Raw genomic sequence first — 16,917 nt, 5'->3', positions numbered from 1 at the left:
AACTGTCCGCTATGCTTTCATTCAAACAAAACAATAAAAATAGTTGGAGTTGAGATGAGTTTAATATGCCGCGCGATACGTGATCTCGTACGTTTACCATCCGCTTGTCTACTGATTTTACAGCTGCTGATTTTATTCCTCGCAGTGGTATCAAGTCATGATTTGGCTTATCGCTCCATAACTTGGATTCTCGGCGCTTTAGTCCTTCTCATTATTGCTAAAGTCATCAAAATGACCCCAATTTTTAGTGCTGTAGGTTTATTGGGGGTATTAGGGGCTCTCATTTTTTCTTTCTTGATTCTGATTGGATACCATCAAGCCTATATTCAAATTACAGCGCATATATTTGAAGTTATCGCGTATACGACAGCGGCTTATGGTTTGATTCGATATATGTTCGAAGACCGCTATTTGACCAAAGATGAATTATTTGCGGCAGCAGCTGTTTTTACTTTAATTGCATGGAGCTTCGCATTTTTATATAGCATCTGCCAGCTATATGACCCACTGAGTTTTAGCATAACGCCTGAACAATCTATTCAACATAGTTGGTTAGATTTGTTGTTTCTCAGTTTTAGTATTCAGTCGGCAACAGGTCTTTCAGATATTATGCCCTTGAGTCCGCTGGCGAGACTGATTGCTATGATTCAAATGTTTAGTGGAGTCATGTATCTGGCTTTGATTGTTTCGCGCTTAATTGCATTGCAATACATTGCTCATTTGCCAAAGCATCAGGATGATTAAAACAGAACGTTACATCTTGCTAACGGCATTCATCTGCAAAATCATGAATAATAAGTACTTAGATCAAAAAACAGTCTCCGATGCTCTATATTGAGCCGATTTTTCTATTCCGTCTTTGATGAAACTAACTCGGCTTTGTATGAGGTTGAGGATAAATGATCTCATTTCATATAGCGTTTTATCCAGTTTGAAGCGTTTCACCGAAAAATAAATATATAGGGGAATTATGTCTTCTCAGCATCCTTCATGGTATTCAAATGTGAATCCACGTGTTTTTATCAGCACGGTACTCATTATTTTTGTATTTTTGGCCACTGTGGTGTTATCTCCTCATGGTTTTGAATTAGTTACTCAGCAACTGAACCAATGGATTACGGATTCTTTTAGTTGGTTTTATGTTTTAGCAGTTGCCATATTTCTGATCGTGCTGGCTTATATCGCAATTTCTGACTACGGCAAAATCAGGCTCGGTCCAGATCATAGCCAACCGAGTTACAGTAATGGCTCTTGGTTTGCAATGCTCTTTACCGCAGGTATGGGGATTGGCCTGATGTTTTTTGGGGTAGCAGAACCTGTAATGCATTATGTCTCTCCGCCAGTCGGTGATGGAGAAACGGTTTTGGCAGCGCAGCAAGCGATGCGAGTGACTTTCTTCCACTGGGGACTTCATGCATGGGGAATCTATGCATTGATTGGATTGTCTTTGGCGTATTTTGCTTATCGACATCAATTGCCTTTAAAAGTACGTTCCGCGCTTTATCCGATCATTGGAAAAAAAATTCATGGTCCCATGGGGGATGCCGTAGACACATTTGCCACGATTGGAACAGTATTTGGTGTGGCGACAACGTTGGGTTTTGGTGTAACGCAAATTAACTCAGGCTTGAATTATTTATTTGATGTTCCTCAATCAGCAAGTACTCAAGTGATACTGATCATTATCGTCAGTTCATTGGCATCATTGTCCGTTTTTCTAGGTTTAGAAAAAGGAATTAAACGGTTGTCTGAGTTGAATTTGGTATTGGCAATAAGTTTATTGCTCTTTGTATTCTTCGCGAGTTCTACCATTTATCTTTTGCAAACCACAATTCAGAACATGGGTCAGTATGTTTCTAATCTCTTTACCATGACATTTAATTTATATGCTTATCAACCGAATGGTTGGATTGGTGGTTGGACGATTATGTATTGGGCATGGTGGATCTCATGGTCACCATTTGTCGGGATGTTTATCGCACGTGTGTCACATGGAAGAACTATTCGAGAGTTTATCGTTGGAGTTATGTTGATTCCTACTGGATTTACACTCATTTGGATGGGCTTTATGGGGAATGCTGCGCTCTTCAGTATTATGCAAGAAGGCAATGAAGCACTGATGCTAGCCGTACAGAAGGATTCTTCCGTTGCATTATTCGAATTTTTAAATAGCTTACCACTCGCTTCAATCATGAGTGTAGTAGCAACATCGCTGGTTATTTTATTCTTTGTCACTTCAGCGGATTCAGGTGCATTAGTTACAGACTATTTGACGGCTAAAGGTGAAGGTTCACCGACATGGCAACGACTCTTTTGGACTGTGCTTATGGCGGTATTGGCAATTGTATTATTATTGGTCGGTGGGCTTGGTGCTTTACAATCTGCGACCATCATGAGTGCGTTGCCATTCTCCGTCATTATGCTTTTTATTTGTTGGGGATTACTCAAAGCCTTAAAAGTAGATTTAATTAAAATGAATGCTCTGCAAGAGGCGAGAATTACACCTCGAGCAATTCATCAACCACGGAGTTGGCAAAAACGCTTAGGATTGATTATGCACTATCCTCATTCTAAGGAAGAGGTTGATGTATTTATTGAATCTCAAGTATCTCAAGCATTAGAGCAAGTGCAGAAAGAGTTCAAGAGAAGACAGTTTAAGGTTAGTGTAAATCGATTGGGTGAAGGGGTAGAGTTGAGGGTAGATCACCATGACGAGTTGAATTTTGTATATCAAGTGATGTCACAAAGAACAACGCCACCGAGCTTTATGCCAGATACAATGGTGACTGAGCAGGATTATTATCAGGCCGAAGTGTTTTTAAGAGAGGGTGGACAGGCCTATGATGTAATGGACTGGACACAAGAAGACTTAATTCAAGATGTTATTGATCAATACGAAAGACATTTACATTTCTTAAGTGTAATTCGTAGCCCTGAGTAAATAGTGAATGATTAAAAAAGGACGCATTATGCGTCCTTTTTTGATTCTGTATCTAATAATTTATTAGAAACGGAATTTAGCATTTAAGCCAACAGTTTCAGTATCACGGCTAGAACCATTTTCAGCGTTAGCATTTACATAACTTGCACCAACAGCTACAGCTGGAGTGATGAAGTAGTTTACGTTAGCACCGATAGCTGAGCTTGGAGTGTCATTAAAGCTTGATTCAGTATAAGAAACGCCTGCGCTTAACTGTGGATTGAAGTAAAGGTCAGATTTTAATTGGTAAAGTGTATCTTCACCGTATACTAAACCAGCTTCAAAGCCAACAGACATATTTGTATCAGTGATGCCGCCTACATATTTAGTACGAGCTGTGATCGCATCTTGATCTTCAGCAATAGTACCTGTTTCAAGTGCTGAGAATACGCTGCCGTTGTTGATTGCTTTAAAGACATCAAAAGAGTATTGATCAGCAACGCTTGTATAACCTACAGCAACTAAGAAGTTTGGAAGTAACATTGCACCAAGTTCTAAAGCATAACGATCGCCGTTACCATCTGCTAATTTAGCAACTTGTGGGTGGTTTAATGGGTTGTTTGCAGTGAAGTCATTTTTAGCATCAGTTTTTGAATGGCTATATGACGCGCTTGCATATAAAGGAATAAGTTTAGTTGGGATGTAAGCTTCAGCTTTAGCACCGTAGTTATGTTGTTCTGCTTTAACTTCTTCATTAATACCGTAAGCAGGTACTTTAACATCAGCAGAATATTCACCGAAGTTATAAGCAACAGAAACATTAGATGCTTGATTTAAGAAAGCCGCTTCAGCTAAAGGACCTTTAGTTGAGTCTACATTCTTGAAGTAATAAGTACCTTGTACAGAACCAGTGTAGTTATCATTGTTCAATGAGTCATCAAAGTACTCAGCAGCCCCTTGTACTTCAACTTGATATGCGTGTGCCCCAGTCATTGCTACTAATAAAGCAGTGGCTAAACTAATTTTTTTCATAATAGTTACCAAATAAATGTCGAATGAATATGCAGTAAATATTGTATTGTAACAATGTATTAAGTCAATGATCTTTAAGGTAATAGTCTGCTGGTCTAAATTTATTTTGTGTGTTATGTCTTGATACAAGAAGATTAAGAACATGAATTTTTGAACATTTTATTCAAAAATAACAATGTGATAAGGAGATTTTCAAGGTCGATTAAGCTAAAAAATTGCATCGAAATTATACAAAAAAAAGATTATTAGAATCGGATAAAACGTATAAAGAAAATGTTAATTTACATGAAATTTAAGATTTTCGTTTAATTTTAACTCATTTGAAAATAAATAATGTGACTTTTTTCACCTACTTGGCTGTAAAGTGTTAGGTCGATTCGGAATTTCAAAGGGTTACGATGTTTGCAATTTAAGTTAATTTTCACATAATTACATGCTCGTTAACTAAGTTTTTTTTTATATTTAAATAAATTGAGTTTTACCTTTTAGATTTACTAAATATTATAGTGGTTATTTCTCTTATATACCCAGCTTTCCCCAAGGCTGGGTTTTTTTTAACTTATATTTATTGCACTATTATAGTGCATAATTGGGTGTATTCTTTATCAATATTGAGCAAAAAAAAACCTAGTTTTCATAGAAAACTAGGTTTTTTCGCCAAAACTTGAGGGAAATACAGAAATTCTGCTGAGGTATATTTCTATCTCGCCCTAATGTGGGGCATTATGCACCAGCATATTGCACATGTAAATAATATTTTTAAAAAAAGTGGTAAAAATAGACAAAAAAATTGGAAATAATCTGTCAAAATTGAATTAAATGTATTGGTCAAGTTGGAACATTGAATTGAAAGGAATCTACGTTGTTGCACTTGTTTTAACGTCTGTTTTTTTATCTGCCTGCCAGGCCTTAGATCATATTAATCCGAGAACAAAAGCATACGATTTAAAAGATGATTCAATGCTGAATAGCAGTGAATCAAAGAATCAGCATCATATTGAGACCCTATTTAATCAGCAAAATATTCAAGGTGTATTGATCACCTATGATGGCGAACACGTTAAAACCTATGGTTCTGATCGAACAAGAGCAAAAGAAAATTTTATCCCTGCATCTACTTTTAAAATAGTGAATGCTTTGATTGGATTAGAACATCATAAATCAACTCGGTATGAAGTGTTTAAATGGGATGGAAATAAACGTTCATTTGATAGTTGGCAACGTGATTTTACGCTTGGTGAGGCCTTACAAGCATCTGTTGTACCTGTGTATCAAGCCTTAGCACACCGTATTGGACCAACATTGATGCAGCAGGAATTAAGTCGAATTCAGTATGGAAATGCAAAAGTCGGGGATGAGATAGATCAATTTTGGTTAAAAGGTCCTATAGAGATTACACCTGATCAACAAGTTAAATTTTTTTATAGATTGGCGCAGTTGTCATTGCCGTTTCGTAGAGATGTACAACAAGATGTAAGAGACATGATGTATGTCGAATCACGTGGTGCGAATAAGTTATATGCCAAAAGTGGTTGGGGAATGGATATTGAGCCTCAGGTGGGCTGGTATGTGGGTTTTGTAGAACAAGCCAGCGGTCAAGTCACTGCCTTTACATTAAATTTAGAAATGAAAAATGGTGATAAAATTCAGCAACGGAAGGAAATCACTTTAGATATTTTAGATCGACTCGGTTTATTTCATTATTTACGTTAAAAGTCATATAAAAGATAAAAAAAACCCAGCCGATTGGGATGGCTGGGCTGAAAAAGGATGTTCTATATGTGGGAGAAACATCCGAGGGTAGAGCAAAATTCATTAAGCAAATCTGATATGAATCAGTGTCTTTGCGATGTAAGTATTATGGTTTAAAGGATGAAGTTTGTATAATGATTAAATATTATGCGCGTGATCTATTTTTTCGATGCTGATTAAGTGATCAAAATAATCATCTGATTTTAATTCAAAAAAAGTAAATACTGCGAAATATATCACTTGTATATTGGTGGAAAAATAATTTAAATATTAAACAAAAAAATTTACGGCATTACAATAGTGTGATATTTATCACGTTGTTTCTTAAATAAAAACTTGTGCTTTAAGTGCTTTTTAAGCATGGTTATATTGTAAAATATAACCAAGTTCAAAGAAATTTTATAAATCTCACCGCTTCATACGGTCTTTTATTTTAGAGGTAGTTTGGATGTTAAAATCACATTCCGAGCAAATTGGTCGCCGCCTATTTGTGTTCGTGATAATTATCGTCTTATCTATCCTCTGTATTTCAATCCCATTGGTCATTAGCCATTATCGCGAATATCAGAAATCACAAACAGCATTGATTGAAATAGAAAATCTTCGTGCCGTTGCTGCTCTAGCGAATCGTATTTCACGCGAGCGTGGCCCTGCGAACATGGCAATGTCGAGTTCACAAGAAGAGTTTGAAAAAAATAAACAAGCGCTTATTGAGTATCGCGCGGGAGTAGATGAACAAATTAAGGTCTCGATTCATCGATTAGATCAGTCTGGATATGATGGGTTAGAAGAGTACGTCGCTCAATACCTAAATCCAAAATTAGCGGAAGGTCGCAAACAAGTCGATCACTATATTTCGTTGCCATTTGCAGAGCGTACGCCTGAAGCTTTAGATCAAGCTATTCTTACAATGTTTAATGCGTGGGATAGCAGCCATGATTTACTGAAAAAACTGGTAATGCAGTCTAAAAGTAAAGACAGTTCGATGGGGCATTATTACACCATGATTTTGGTGTTGGCTGATTTGCGAGATCAGGCTGGACGTGTTGCTTCAAATGTAACTGCACATGTGACATTTCAGCAGCCGTTACCAAGTGACAATATTGCACGCGCATTACAAACGCAAAAACAAGTTCGCTATTTGTGGGATTTAGTGAATACCATCCAACCCGAACGCCATCGTACAGCTGAATTCGCTCGCTTACACCAAGAAGTGAAAACTCAGTTTATTGATCAAGGTTTACCTATCATCATGCGATTAATTGATGAAAGCCGAAAGGGACAACCTTATTTTTTATCAGGGACTGAATTAAGTGTAGCTGTATCTGGTAAATTCTTAACAGTTATCGATTTACAAGACTATTTGCTCAATAAGAGCGTTGAAATCGCAAAGTCAGAAAAAGATGCGAATCAACTCAATTTTATACTCACATTGATTGTCTCTTTAATTTCACTATTGGCTGCTTTATTTACGATGATTTATGTTCAACGTAAAGTTATTTCGCCGCTTATTATGGTGAGAGATAAATTAGTTGAATTGTCGTATGCCAATGCTTTGGTCGATAGTCATTTTATAGAAGATCAGCAGAAGCAAGTACATTCATTACATGAAGCGATGCAAAAACTTCAGAAAATGTTGCATCAACGTGATGAATTTGAGTTTGAATTAAAGAATATTGCCAATACCGATAAATTAACAGGTGTTTCAAATCGTTTTGCTTTAGAAGCCTATACCAAACTTATGGAAGCTCAGCCCAATAAGTTTACCCAAACGTGTTTGATGATTGTAGATATTGATTATTTTAAACAGGTCAATGATCAATATGGTCATGTGGCAGGGGATCAGGTCATTCAGCAGGTGGCAAATTGTTTAAGTCATAATGTTCGATCAACTGATTTAGTCGTTCGCTTTGGTGGGGATGAATTTTTGGTGTTGATTGAAAATTTAGATCTTGAACATGGGTTACGTGCTGCAGAAAAGATGCGTAAGGGTATTGGTGATTTACAATTTACAGATGAGCAAGGTCAATCATTTACGGTTTCGATCAGTGTGGGTGTTACGGTAGGTGCTGATTCTTGGAAAGCTTTATTTGCTAAGGCAGACCAAGCATTATTTAGAGCGAAAGCGCAGGGACGCAATACGGTTTCAAGCTAAGATTATGTGAATATTGGCTGTAATCACGTCCTCAATTGTCAGTTAGATTTTTTATTAAATTTGCGTAGTAGTTTCCTACTTTTGAAAGAAAAAAGTAGGCAAAATGCTTTTGTTTGATTGAGGATACATCCTTATATCTTAATCAAACGGGCGACATCCAGGTCGCTTTCATGTGATTGGATTTCAGTTAAAAATTATTTAGGAATGGCTTTATTTAAACTTTGATAAAGTTGTTTTCTAGTCTCTAATATACTTGCTTTATATTCAGCAGTTTTCTCAATTGAAACAGATTCTTTACGAAAACATGTATAGGAATTAAAAGCACCTACAAGTTCACCGTATCTTCTCAATATTTCTTGTTGATCTTTATAGTCATATAAAAGTAAAAGCCCTTCATTTTTACTTAATAGATTAAAGTCATCAAATAGGTTTTCTCGCAGAGGAGAGAGTCTGTCGCTAATTACTTCTTTATCTAATACAGGCTTTTTAATTTCAAAATCAAATATAGCCCAAATTTTTAAAATTAAATGATTTATTTCCTCTATATCAGAAGAAATTTTTGTTAAAAGATTACGATTAAATTCTTTGTTTTCCTTATTTTGTTGTGCCTTCAAATTTGCCTTTTGATTGAAATAAGTAATGATCCCTGTAATGAGCGCACCTAAACCAATTTTAATAGCTGTATCTAATATTTCTAATAAAGTCATAAGAATAAAAAACGGTGAATGAATCACCGTTTTAGCATAATAAATTATTATTTTGAAACCTCCCTAACCCTCCTTTTCAAAGATGAGGAGCATTAATCCGTAAGGGGGAGATTATTTCAACATTGGTTTTAAGAAACGTGCAGTATGCGAAACCTTATTTTTCGCTACTTCTTCAGGCGTACCTTCAGCAATAATCATACCGCCACCAGCACCACCTTCAGGACCTAAGTCCACAATCCAGTCGGCAGTTTTAATCACATCTAAGTTATGCTCAATCACCACAATGGTATTACCTTTATTGCGTAGCTCATGAAGAATATCCAAAAGTTTCGCAATATCGTGGAAATGTAAACCTGTGGTTGGCTCATCAAGCACATACAGGGTTTTACCTGTATCACGCTTCGCCAACTCACGTGCAAGTTTCACACGCTGTGCTTCACCACCTGAAAGCGTGGTTGCCGACTGACCCAAACGGATATAACCTAAACCAACTTGATGTAAAGTTTCTAAACGACGATGAATGACAGGAATCGCATCAAAGAAATGCATCGCATCTTCAACGGTCATCTCAAGTACGTCAGAAATATTTTTGCCTTTATAGCCGACTTCCAAAGTTTCACGGTTATAACGCTTGCCATGGCAGGCATCACATGGCACATACATATCCGGTAAGAAATGCATCGCCACTTTAATCATACCGTCGCCTTCACAAGCCTCACAGCGACCACCTTTCACGTTAAACGAGAAACGACCTGCGGCATACCCACGTGCTTTGGCTTCTGGGGTTTGAGCAAAGAGTTCACGAATTGGCGTAAACAAACCTGTATAGGTTGCAGGGTTTGAGCGCGGTGTACGTCCAATTGGGCTTTGGTCAATATCCACGACTTTATCGAGGAATTGTAAGCCATCAATCGAATCAAATTTTTCTGCCGTTAACGTCGTTGCACCATTCAATTGTGTTGCAGCAAGTGGCAATAAAGTACGGTTAATTAAAGTCGATTTACCTGAACCCGATACACCCGTCACACAGGTCATAACACCTAAAGGAATGGTGAGATCAACATTCTTTAAGTTGTGACCACATGCACCCATCAGCTTAATTTGCTCATCAGGTTTAGGTGGTTGTACACGCGTTTTCGGCACCTCAATTTTTAACTTACCTGAAAGGTATTTGCCTGTCAGAGAATCCTCATTGGCTGCCAATTCATCATAAGTCCCCTCGGCAATGACATGACCACCATGCACACCTGCACCAGGACCAATATCAATAATATGATCCGCTGCGCGAATGGCATCTTCATCATGCTCAACCACTAAAACGGTATTGCCGAGATCACGTAAACGAACCAAAGTCTCAAGCAAACGGTCATTGTCACGTTGATGCAAACCAATCGATGGCTCATCCAGCACATACATCACGCCCATTAAGCCAGCACCAATTTGCGAAGCTAAACGAATACGCTGTGCTTCACCGCCTGATAAGGTTTCGGCTGAACGAGATAGACTTAAATAGTTCAAGCCGACTGATACAAGGAAGTGCAAACGCTCACGAATTTCTTTAAAAATCTTATCGGCAATTTCACCTTTGGCGCCTTCAAGATTGAGATCTTGATAATAGCTTTCAGCATCGCCAATCGACATTTTGGTGATTTCGGCAATGGTTTTGTCTTTGACACGCACATGACGTGAAATTTCATTGAGACGTGAACCGCCACAAGCGTCACATGCAGCATTCGATAAATACTGAGCTAAATCATCACGTACATAGTTTGATTCAGTTTCACGGTAACGACGTTCTAAATGTGGTAAAACCCCTTCGAAAGCCATCACACGGTTATGACGGCGACCACGTTCATCGATATAGCTTAAATCAATTTTTTCTTTGCCTGTACCGTAAAGGAATTTCTTTTTGGTTTCCGCATCAAGTTCATTCCACGGCGTATCAAGAGAAAAGTCGAAATGTGCAGCGACTTTTTCAATCATGCTGTAATAGTATGGACGCTGACGATCCCAACCACGAATTGCTCCTTGACTGATGCTGACTTCAGGGTTTGGAATGAGTTTGTCAGAACTAAAATGGCTGCGTGTCCCTAAACCATCACAGACCGGACAAGCACCAAATGGGTTATTAAAAGAAAACAGACGAGGTTCTAATTCGGCAACGGCACGGTCACATTCAGGACATGAGTGTTTTGCTGAAAACACACGATCAGATTGTTCGCCTTTCATCCATGACAAAATGGCAATATCGCCACCTAAACGCAGTGCGGTTTCAAAACTTTCTGCAATACGGTTGCCTAGGTCATCGCGGACTTTAAAACGGTCGACCACGACTTCAATGGTATGTTTTTTCTTCTTATCCAGTTCAGGCGGTGGATCAATTTCCATAATTTCACCGTCTACACGTGCACGGACGAAACCTTGGCTTTGTAATTGCTCAAATAAATTGGTGTATTCACCTTTGCGCTCACGTACAACAGGAGCAAGTAACAATAAAGCCGTACCTTCTTCAAGTGCTTTAACCGCATCAACCATTTCCGACACGGTTTGTGCCACCATCGGCAAGTCATGCTCAGGGCAGTAGGGTGTACCCACTCGAGCATACAACAAACGTAAATAGTCATAAATTTCAGTAATCGTACCGACCGTTGAACGTGGGTTATGACTGGTTGATTTCTGCTCGATGGCAATAGCTGGGCTTAAACCTTCAATCGAATCGACTTCAGGTTTTTCCATTTGGGATAGGAATTGGCGTGCATAGGCAGATAAAGATTCCACATAGCGACGTTGACCTTCTGCATATAAGGTGTCGAAAGCCAGTGAAGATTTACCTGAACCTGAAAGTCCCGTAATCACCACGAACTTATCGCGTGGAATATCAAGGTTCACATTTTTTAAGTTATGGGTGCGTGCGCCTCGAATACGGATATGACTTTGGCTCATAAAACATCTCGAAAATATGCTGAGTGAAGGTGATATATGATAGCGATTTAATTTTGTTCAAGCACAAATGAAAAATAAAACACGACAAATTATGTCGGTAAAATTTCATTGAACAGCAAAAGTCCAATGTAAAGTGCTTTGAGAGTTCCTGTAATCTGATTTTAAATAGATGAACAAGACATAATCAATTCGCAAATTTGATGTCATGATGAGCCATAGGATATTAAATATAAGTAATTTCGGGTGAATATTGATCAGCAAGCACGTGAATAGTGACGTTCGAAAATAGAGTCCACCTGTTCAAAACATATATGTCTTTCAATAGCATGATGTTGACGTGCGTAAAAATTTACTTCTTTTTCTAAGTGTTGAAGAAAATCGTTATATTCGGCTTCGAAATGTTGTAAATCTAGAAAATCAAAACGTATAGAGCTTGAACAAGAGTATTGTGCAATGAAGTCGAGCATTAAATTTTGAATATGATGATTGGTAAAATAAATGAGATATGTGGCAGCAGATCCACAGTGTGTACATCCTTTGTCTAAATAAACTTCTTCATTATTTAACCAACAGCATTGTAAAGTGAAATATGCACGGATTGCTTCTGTTCCCAGTGAATGTTGCATAGAAAACCTCAAGTAAATTTTATTTATGATAATGATAATTATTATCAATAATAATTGTGCTTGAAGTTTGCTTTAAAATCCAGTCTTAAATCCATTTAAATCGAAATGAGCCTGAAAGTCGGCAATGCAGTTTAGATCACCGACCTTTAATTTGGTTATGCAGGTAATAGCATCATGAGTGATCTAGGCTTAACCATTGACGTTGATGATAGGCACTATCCCAGAATAAATATTCGAGTTCAGCTCCCCGTGTGTAAGCTTGATGCATTTTTTCAATGGTATGTTGATCGCTTTCTGCCGCAACACGGTCAATAATTTCAATGACTTTTCGTACTTCTTCGTTGAAATGCTCGCCAGCATAAGTGTCAATCCACGCTTGATAAGGATTATTTGCAATATTACGTTTAAGAATGTCTTTGCCCACTTCCGCATAAATCCAATAGCACGGCAGTAATGAAGCTAAAACGACAGGATAACTCTCTGACCATGCAGTAGCTGTCAGAAATGAGGTGTAATGATGGCAAGCAGCAGTCAAAGGTGTATTTTCAAAATCAGCTTTAGTGATGCCAAATTCGTGCATAAAACCATTGTGCAGTTCACGCTCAACCACAATTGCTTCATTAGCACCTTGCGTAAATTGAATAATGGCATCGGAGTCATATGCTTTAGCACCACAAATAGCCAATGCTCGACCATAGGCAACCAAATAATGCGCATCCTGAATGACGTAATGGCAAAAAGCTTCTTGATTCAGTGTTCCAAGCGCCAGTTCTTGGTTAAAAGGGAGTGCTAATGTTTTTTGATATAAATCGTAGTTTCGTTGCCAAACGGCTTCTGAAAAACGCATAAATCCATCCTGAATAAAATCATCTCTAGGTATCATCTAAGATCATATCAATTTGTCGTTACAAAACTAGCTTGAGCGATACATCATCTTCAACAAAAAAATCATACGAAGAACTTTGGATAAATTTTGAAAACTCGTCATAATTAGCACAGTTTAATTGAGTGTCTTTTAGCGCTAGAAATCAGACATTCAATTTTTAGAATTTTTACAAATCACTAAGCACAGACTTCGTTTAATAATCGTCATATAAAAACTCTAAGTTTATGTTTTGTAAAATTTTTATTGATTCACATCATTTTTATAAGGTCGCTAGATTATGTGGAAACATTTTGGTTTCTCAATCGTATTCACGATCGTGTGTCTTGCGCTGTCTGCCTATTGGGGTTATACCCATGGTCCAGAAGCTGGCCTCAAGACCATGTTCACCGTACTGACCATCACTGCAATTTTAGCTGTGATGGAGGTTTCACTTTCTTTTGATAATGCTGTCGTGAATGCTTCAGTGCTTCGTCATTGGGATCACTTTTGGAAAATGCTTTTCCTGACTGTAGGTATTCTCATTGCAGTATTTGGTATGCGTTTAATCTTCCCAATTGTGATCGTCGCGGTCACAGCGGATATGGGCATGATGGAAGTTGTCGATTTGGCATTAAATGACCCTAAAGAATATTCGGCACGACTGATGAATCATCATCCTGAAATTGCAGCATTTGGTGGTGCATTCTTATTGATGGTATTCCTTAACTTTTTCTTGGATGATGGTAAAGACACGCATTGGTTCAAATGGATTGAGCGTCGTTTAGCGAAATTGGCATCTGTACCTGCACTATCTGTATTTGTTGCTTTAGTGGCTTTACTGATCATGGCTGCTAATGTTGATGAAGCTAAACGCTTAGTCGTGACTATGGCGGGTATTTGGGGCATCGTCATTTATATTGGGGTACAAGTACTGAGCCATTTGCTGGGTGGTGAGCCTGAAATTGATGAAAATGGTAATGCAATTGGTCACGATAGTAATGGTGTGCCAACAGGCGTAGTCAAAGCAGGTATCGGCGGGTTCTTGTATTTAGAAGTATTGGATGCATCATTTAGTTTTGATGGTGTGATTGGTGCTTTTGCGATTACCTCAGATGTTGTGGTGATTATGTTAGGTCTTGCGATTGGTGCTATCTTTGTTCGTTCTATTACCATCTATCTCGTTGAGAAAGGCACTTTAGATGCTTACATCTATTTAGAACATGGTGCGCACTATGCAATTGGTGCATTGGCTTTCATTATGATTGCGAGTGGTACAGGCGTACATGTTCCTGAAGTGGTTACAGGTCTGATTGGTGTAGCATTTATTGTTTGGGCAGTGATTGCATCTATTCAATATAAGAAGCGTCAAGCGCTACAAGGCTAGATGAACACATCGAAAAAAGCACAGCACAAGCTGTGCTTTTTTTGGCTTAAGGCTTTTGCCCTAGGGAAAACAGATGGTGTTGATCTTTATTTCAAATAAAATTCATGCCTGTTCATCATCCGAATATTCTATAATCAAAGTAGACATAGAAATCACGCGATTACCTAAATTTTATGATGAATGCCTTAGAACGCCGTTCCACATTTGCATTGAGCAGCATTTTTGCATTGCGAATGTTAGGTCTGTTTATGATTGTCCCGGTCTTTTCTGTTGCGGGACAGGCTTATGAATATGCAACACCTGCTTTGATTGGTTTGGCCGTAGGTGTGTATGGTTTGACTCAGGCAATACTACAAATTCCTTTTAGTTTGATTGCAGACCGTTATAGCCGAAAGCCGCTGATCGTATTGGGTTTATTGTTGTTTGCCTTGGGTGGTGCAATCGCAGCAATGTCAGACACAATCTATGGTGTGATTATAGGGCGTGCAATAGCTGGGGGTGGAGCTGTCTCTGCTGTCGTCATGGCGTTATTGGCAGATGTTACGCGTGAAGAAAATCGTATGAAGGCGATGGCAATGATGGGGATGAGTATTGGTCTCTCTTTCGTTATTGCATTTAGTTTAGGGCCATGGTTGACCAGCGTGGTGGGTATTTCAGGCTTATTCTGGGTGACCACACTCATGGGATTACTTGCCATTGCAATGCTATTTCTTGTTCCCAAAACAACACGTCATCATAAAAATTTTCAGCAAGGTTATCTCACTCAGCTAAAACAAGTTTTGAAAATGGGCGATTTAAATCGCTTACATGTTTCTGTGTTTGCTTTGCATTTATTGCTGACGGCGATGTTCATCTATGTGCCTTCTCAATTGATTGACTTTGCAGATATTCCTTTAGCTCAGCATGGTTTGATCTATCTTCCCTTATTGGTAATCAGTTTATTTTTTGCTTTTCCTAGTATCATTCTTGCTGAAAAATATCGAAAAATGCGAGGTATTTTTCTGACTGCGATTGCTGGGATCATCGCCGGTTTGATCGTGATGATTTTTGGATTTGAATCGAAATACATTTTGTTGCTTGGTTTAGGTCTTTTCTTTATTGCCTTTAATGTGATGGAAGCACTACTGCCATCTTGGTTATCGAAGGCAGCACCTATCCAATCCAAAGCGACAGCAATGGGTGTGAATGCCAGTGGTCAATTCTTAGGTGCTTTTTTTGGCGGTATACTGGGTGGGCAATTGCTGATGTTAAATAACACTGCTCTAGGCTGGGGGGTACTGACAGGAATTGCCATTCTTTGGCTGTTGATTAGTTTTGGATTAAAGCAGCCACGTTATTTATCATCACTGATTTTGAGTTTGCCCAAAGTCCAAGAAACAGATGAATGGACTTCTCAGTTACTGGCAATTCGTGGTATTGAAGAGGTCGTGGTGATGACTGATCAACAAGTGGTCTATGTCAAAGTTGATAAGCAGCAGTTAGATGACACTGCGCGACAACATTTAACGCACTTGTTGGGTAAAGAGGTAGCCATTTAATCATAACTCTTATAAAGTAAAACATAGAATCGAATAGGAAGATTAGAGCACATGCGCGGCGTGAATAAAGTTATTCTTGCTCACTAATAGACTACTCTAATGTTTTACTCTAAGTATGCTATGTGTTCACTTAGAATTGTTTGGGTGCTATGTTATGAAACATGGTTGATTCAAACAATTGAGGTGGATATATGGCATATATTGATTATTCTAGTAAGGTAGTCTTTGCTGGAAAATCTTATCAAAAATTTCCCATAATTTTAGATAATAATCATAATATAAATAGACTTACTCTCAAATATTTTCTGTCTCAAAGAGTATTGTGGGGTGATAGAACTTTATACACTTATACTAAACATATATGTGATTTTATTTCTCAGTTAGAAGTTGAGAATCAAGAATGTACATTTGATCACATAAATGATAATTGGTTAGATGCTTATGCATACAATATTTCTAGCAGGAATGTAAAATCAATAGGAGGTAAGTACATATCACAATTATTATCTACTGTGATTCATTTCTTATTTTGGTGTGAGAATAATAAGTATTCTAGTAATCTTATAGGGTTTAATACTAATTATAGAATAAAAGTTTTTAAAACTAAAAACGGTTTTACTCATAATTTAATTAAATATTATGAAAAACAGAAATCTCCTCCCAAAATAGCGCCTAGAGATGAATGGATAGAAAAATTACTGAGCCAAGAGCAATTTAGTTGTAAAGATTTAGAAAAACGCTTTAACTTGATGGTTGAATGGGGACGTAGTTGTGGATTAAGGGCACATGAGATATGTGAGTTAACCATTTATCAAATACCGTTAAGGGAGACGCTGGAGCAAAGCATTATAGCGAAAAAGAATACTTTTATTGAATTAACATTAACCAAAGGAATGAAGAAGGCACGAATTCCAGTAAGTGGAATTTTATTAAAACAAACTCTGGATTATATTGAATCTGAACGAACTCAGTTAATAAGAAACTTTAAGAAGAAA

At 37.8% G+C, this 16,917-nt stretch carries 12 protein-coding genes; 7 read left to right on the top strand and 5 right to left on the bottom strand.

Translation table 11 applies throughout. From position 1 onward, the window contains the following. Positions 1-54 precede the first annotated feature (54 nt). Both CL42_RS05010 and CL42_RS05005 read left to right on the top strand, forming a co-directional pair. Positions 55-744 carry an ion channel gene (locus CL42_RS05010; RefSeq protein ID WP_051586527.1) on the top strand — a complete coding sequence of 230 codons (690 nt, stop codon included), beginning with the start codon at positions 55-57 and terminating at the stop codon, positions 742-744. Positions 745-970: 226 nt separating this feature from the next. Beyond that, complete coding sequence (locus CL42_RS05005) at positions 971-2,941, top strand: BCCT family transporter (RefSeq protein ID WP_035265775.1); 1,971 nt, start codon at positions 971-973, stop codon at positions 2,939-2,941. 63 nt (positions 2,942-3,004) lie between these two features. Here CL42_RS05005 and omp33-36 read toward each other — a convergent pair whose 3' ends face one another. After that, complete coding sequence (omp33-36, locus tag CL42_RS05000; protein ID WP_035265773.1) at positions 3,005-3,952, bottom strand: porin Omp33-36; 948 nt, start codon at positions 3,950-3,952, stop codon at positions 3,005-3,007. An 819-nt stretch (positions 3,953-4,771) separates the two neighbouring features. On the opposite strand from omp33-36, the gene blaOXA reads away from it, so the two are divergent. Beyond that, on the top strand, positions 4,772-5,665 hold the full coding sequence (gene blaOXA / locus CL42_RS04995) for a class D beta-lactamase (RefSeq protein ID WP_155756956.1): 894 nt from the start codon (positions 4,772-4,774) through the stop codon (positions 5,663-5,665). A 487-nt stretch (positions 5,666-6,152) separates the two neighbouring features. Then, the gene (locus CL42_RS04990) at positions 6,153-7,859 is read left to right on the top strand and encodes a GGDEF domain-containing protein (RefSeq protein WP_035265771.1); all 1,707 of its coding nucleotides are present in this window, start codon (positions 6,153-6,155) and stop codon (positions 7,857-7,859) included. A gap of 194 nt (positions 7,860-8,053) precedes the next feature. Here the strand turns inward: CL42_RS04990 and CL42_RS04985 are convergent, their stop codons facing one another. The 4 genes from CL42_RS04985 to tenA form a co-directional block, all read right to left on the bottom strand. After that, complete coding sequence (locus CL42_RS04985) at positions 8,054-8,566, bottom strand: hypothetical protein (RefSeq protein ID WP_035265770.1); 513 nt, start codon at positions 8,564-8,566, stop codon at positions 8,054-8,056. 111 nt (positions 8,567-8,677) lie between these two features. Continuing rightward, positions 8,678-11,509 (bottom strand): excinuclease ABC subunit UvrA, encoded by a 2,832-nt coding sequence (gene uvrA / locus CL42_RS04980; protein WP_035265769.1) that lies wholly within the window; start codon positions 11,507-11,509, stop codon positions 8,678-8,680. Positions 11,510-11,763: 254 nt separating this feature from the next. After that, entirely contained in the window at positions 11,764-12,135 is a 372-nt protein-coding gene (locus tag CL42_RS04975) for a hypothetical protein (RefSeq protein WP_035265767.1), read from the bottom strand. Between the two features lie 172 nt (positions 12,136-12,307). After that, entirely contained in the window at positions 12,308-12,982 is a 675-nt protein-coding gene (gene tenA, locus CL42_RS04970; protein ID WP_035265765.1) for a thiaminase II, read from the bottom strand. 316 nt (positions 12,983-13,298) lie between these two features. On the opposite strand from tenA, the gene CL42_RS04965 reads away from it, so the two are divergent. The 3 genes from CL42_RS04965 to CL42_RS04955 all read left to right on the top strand — a co-directional run. After that, the gene (locus tag CL42_RS04965) at positions 13,299-14,384 is read left to right on the top strand and encodes a DUF475 domain-containing protein (RefSeq protein WP_035265763.1); all 1,086 of its coding nucleotides are present in this window, start codon (positions 13,299-13,301) and stop codon (positions 14,382-14,384) included. A gap of 173 nt (positions 14,385-14,557) precedes the next feature. Continuing rightward, positions 14,558-15,922: an MFS transporter gene (locus CL42_RS04960; RefSeq protein WP_035265762.1), complete on the top strand. Its 1,365-nt coding sequence runs from the start codon at positions 14,558-14,560 to the stop codon at positions 15,920-15,922. A gap of 191 nt (positions 15,923-16,113) precedes the next feature. Continuing rightward, on the top strand, positions 16,114-16,917 hold an 804-nt coding region (locus CL42_RS04955), incomplete at its 3' end, for a site-specific recombinase (protein WP_035265761.1).

Origin of the sequence: Acinetobacter sp. Ver3 (assembly GCF_000632455.1) — a bacterium.
GTDB lineage: Bacteria > Pseudomonadota > Gammaproteobacteria > Pseudomonadales > Moraxellaceae > Acinetobacter.
The sequence above is the reverse complement of the archived record's forward strand: the minus strand, read 5'-3'. Positions and strand labels throughout refer to the sequence as shown.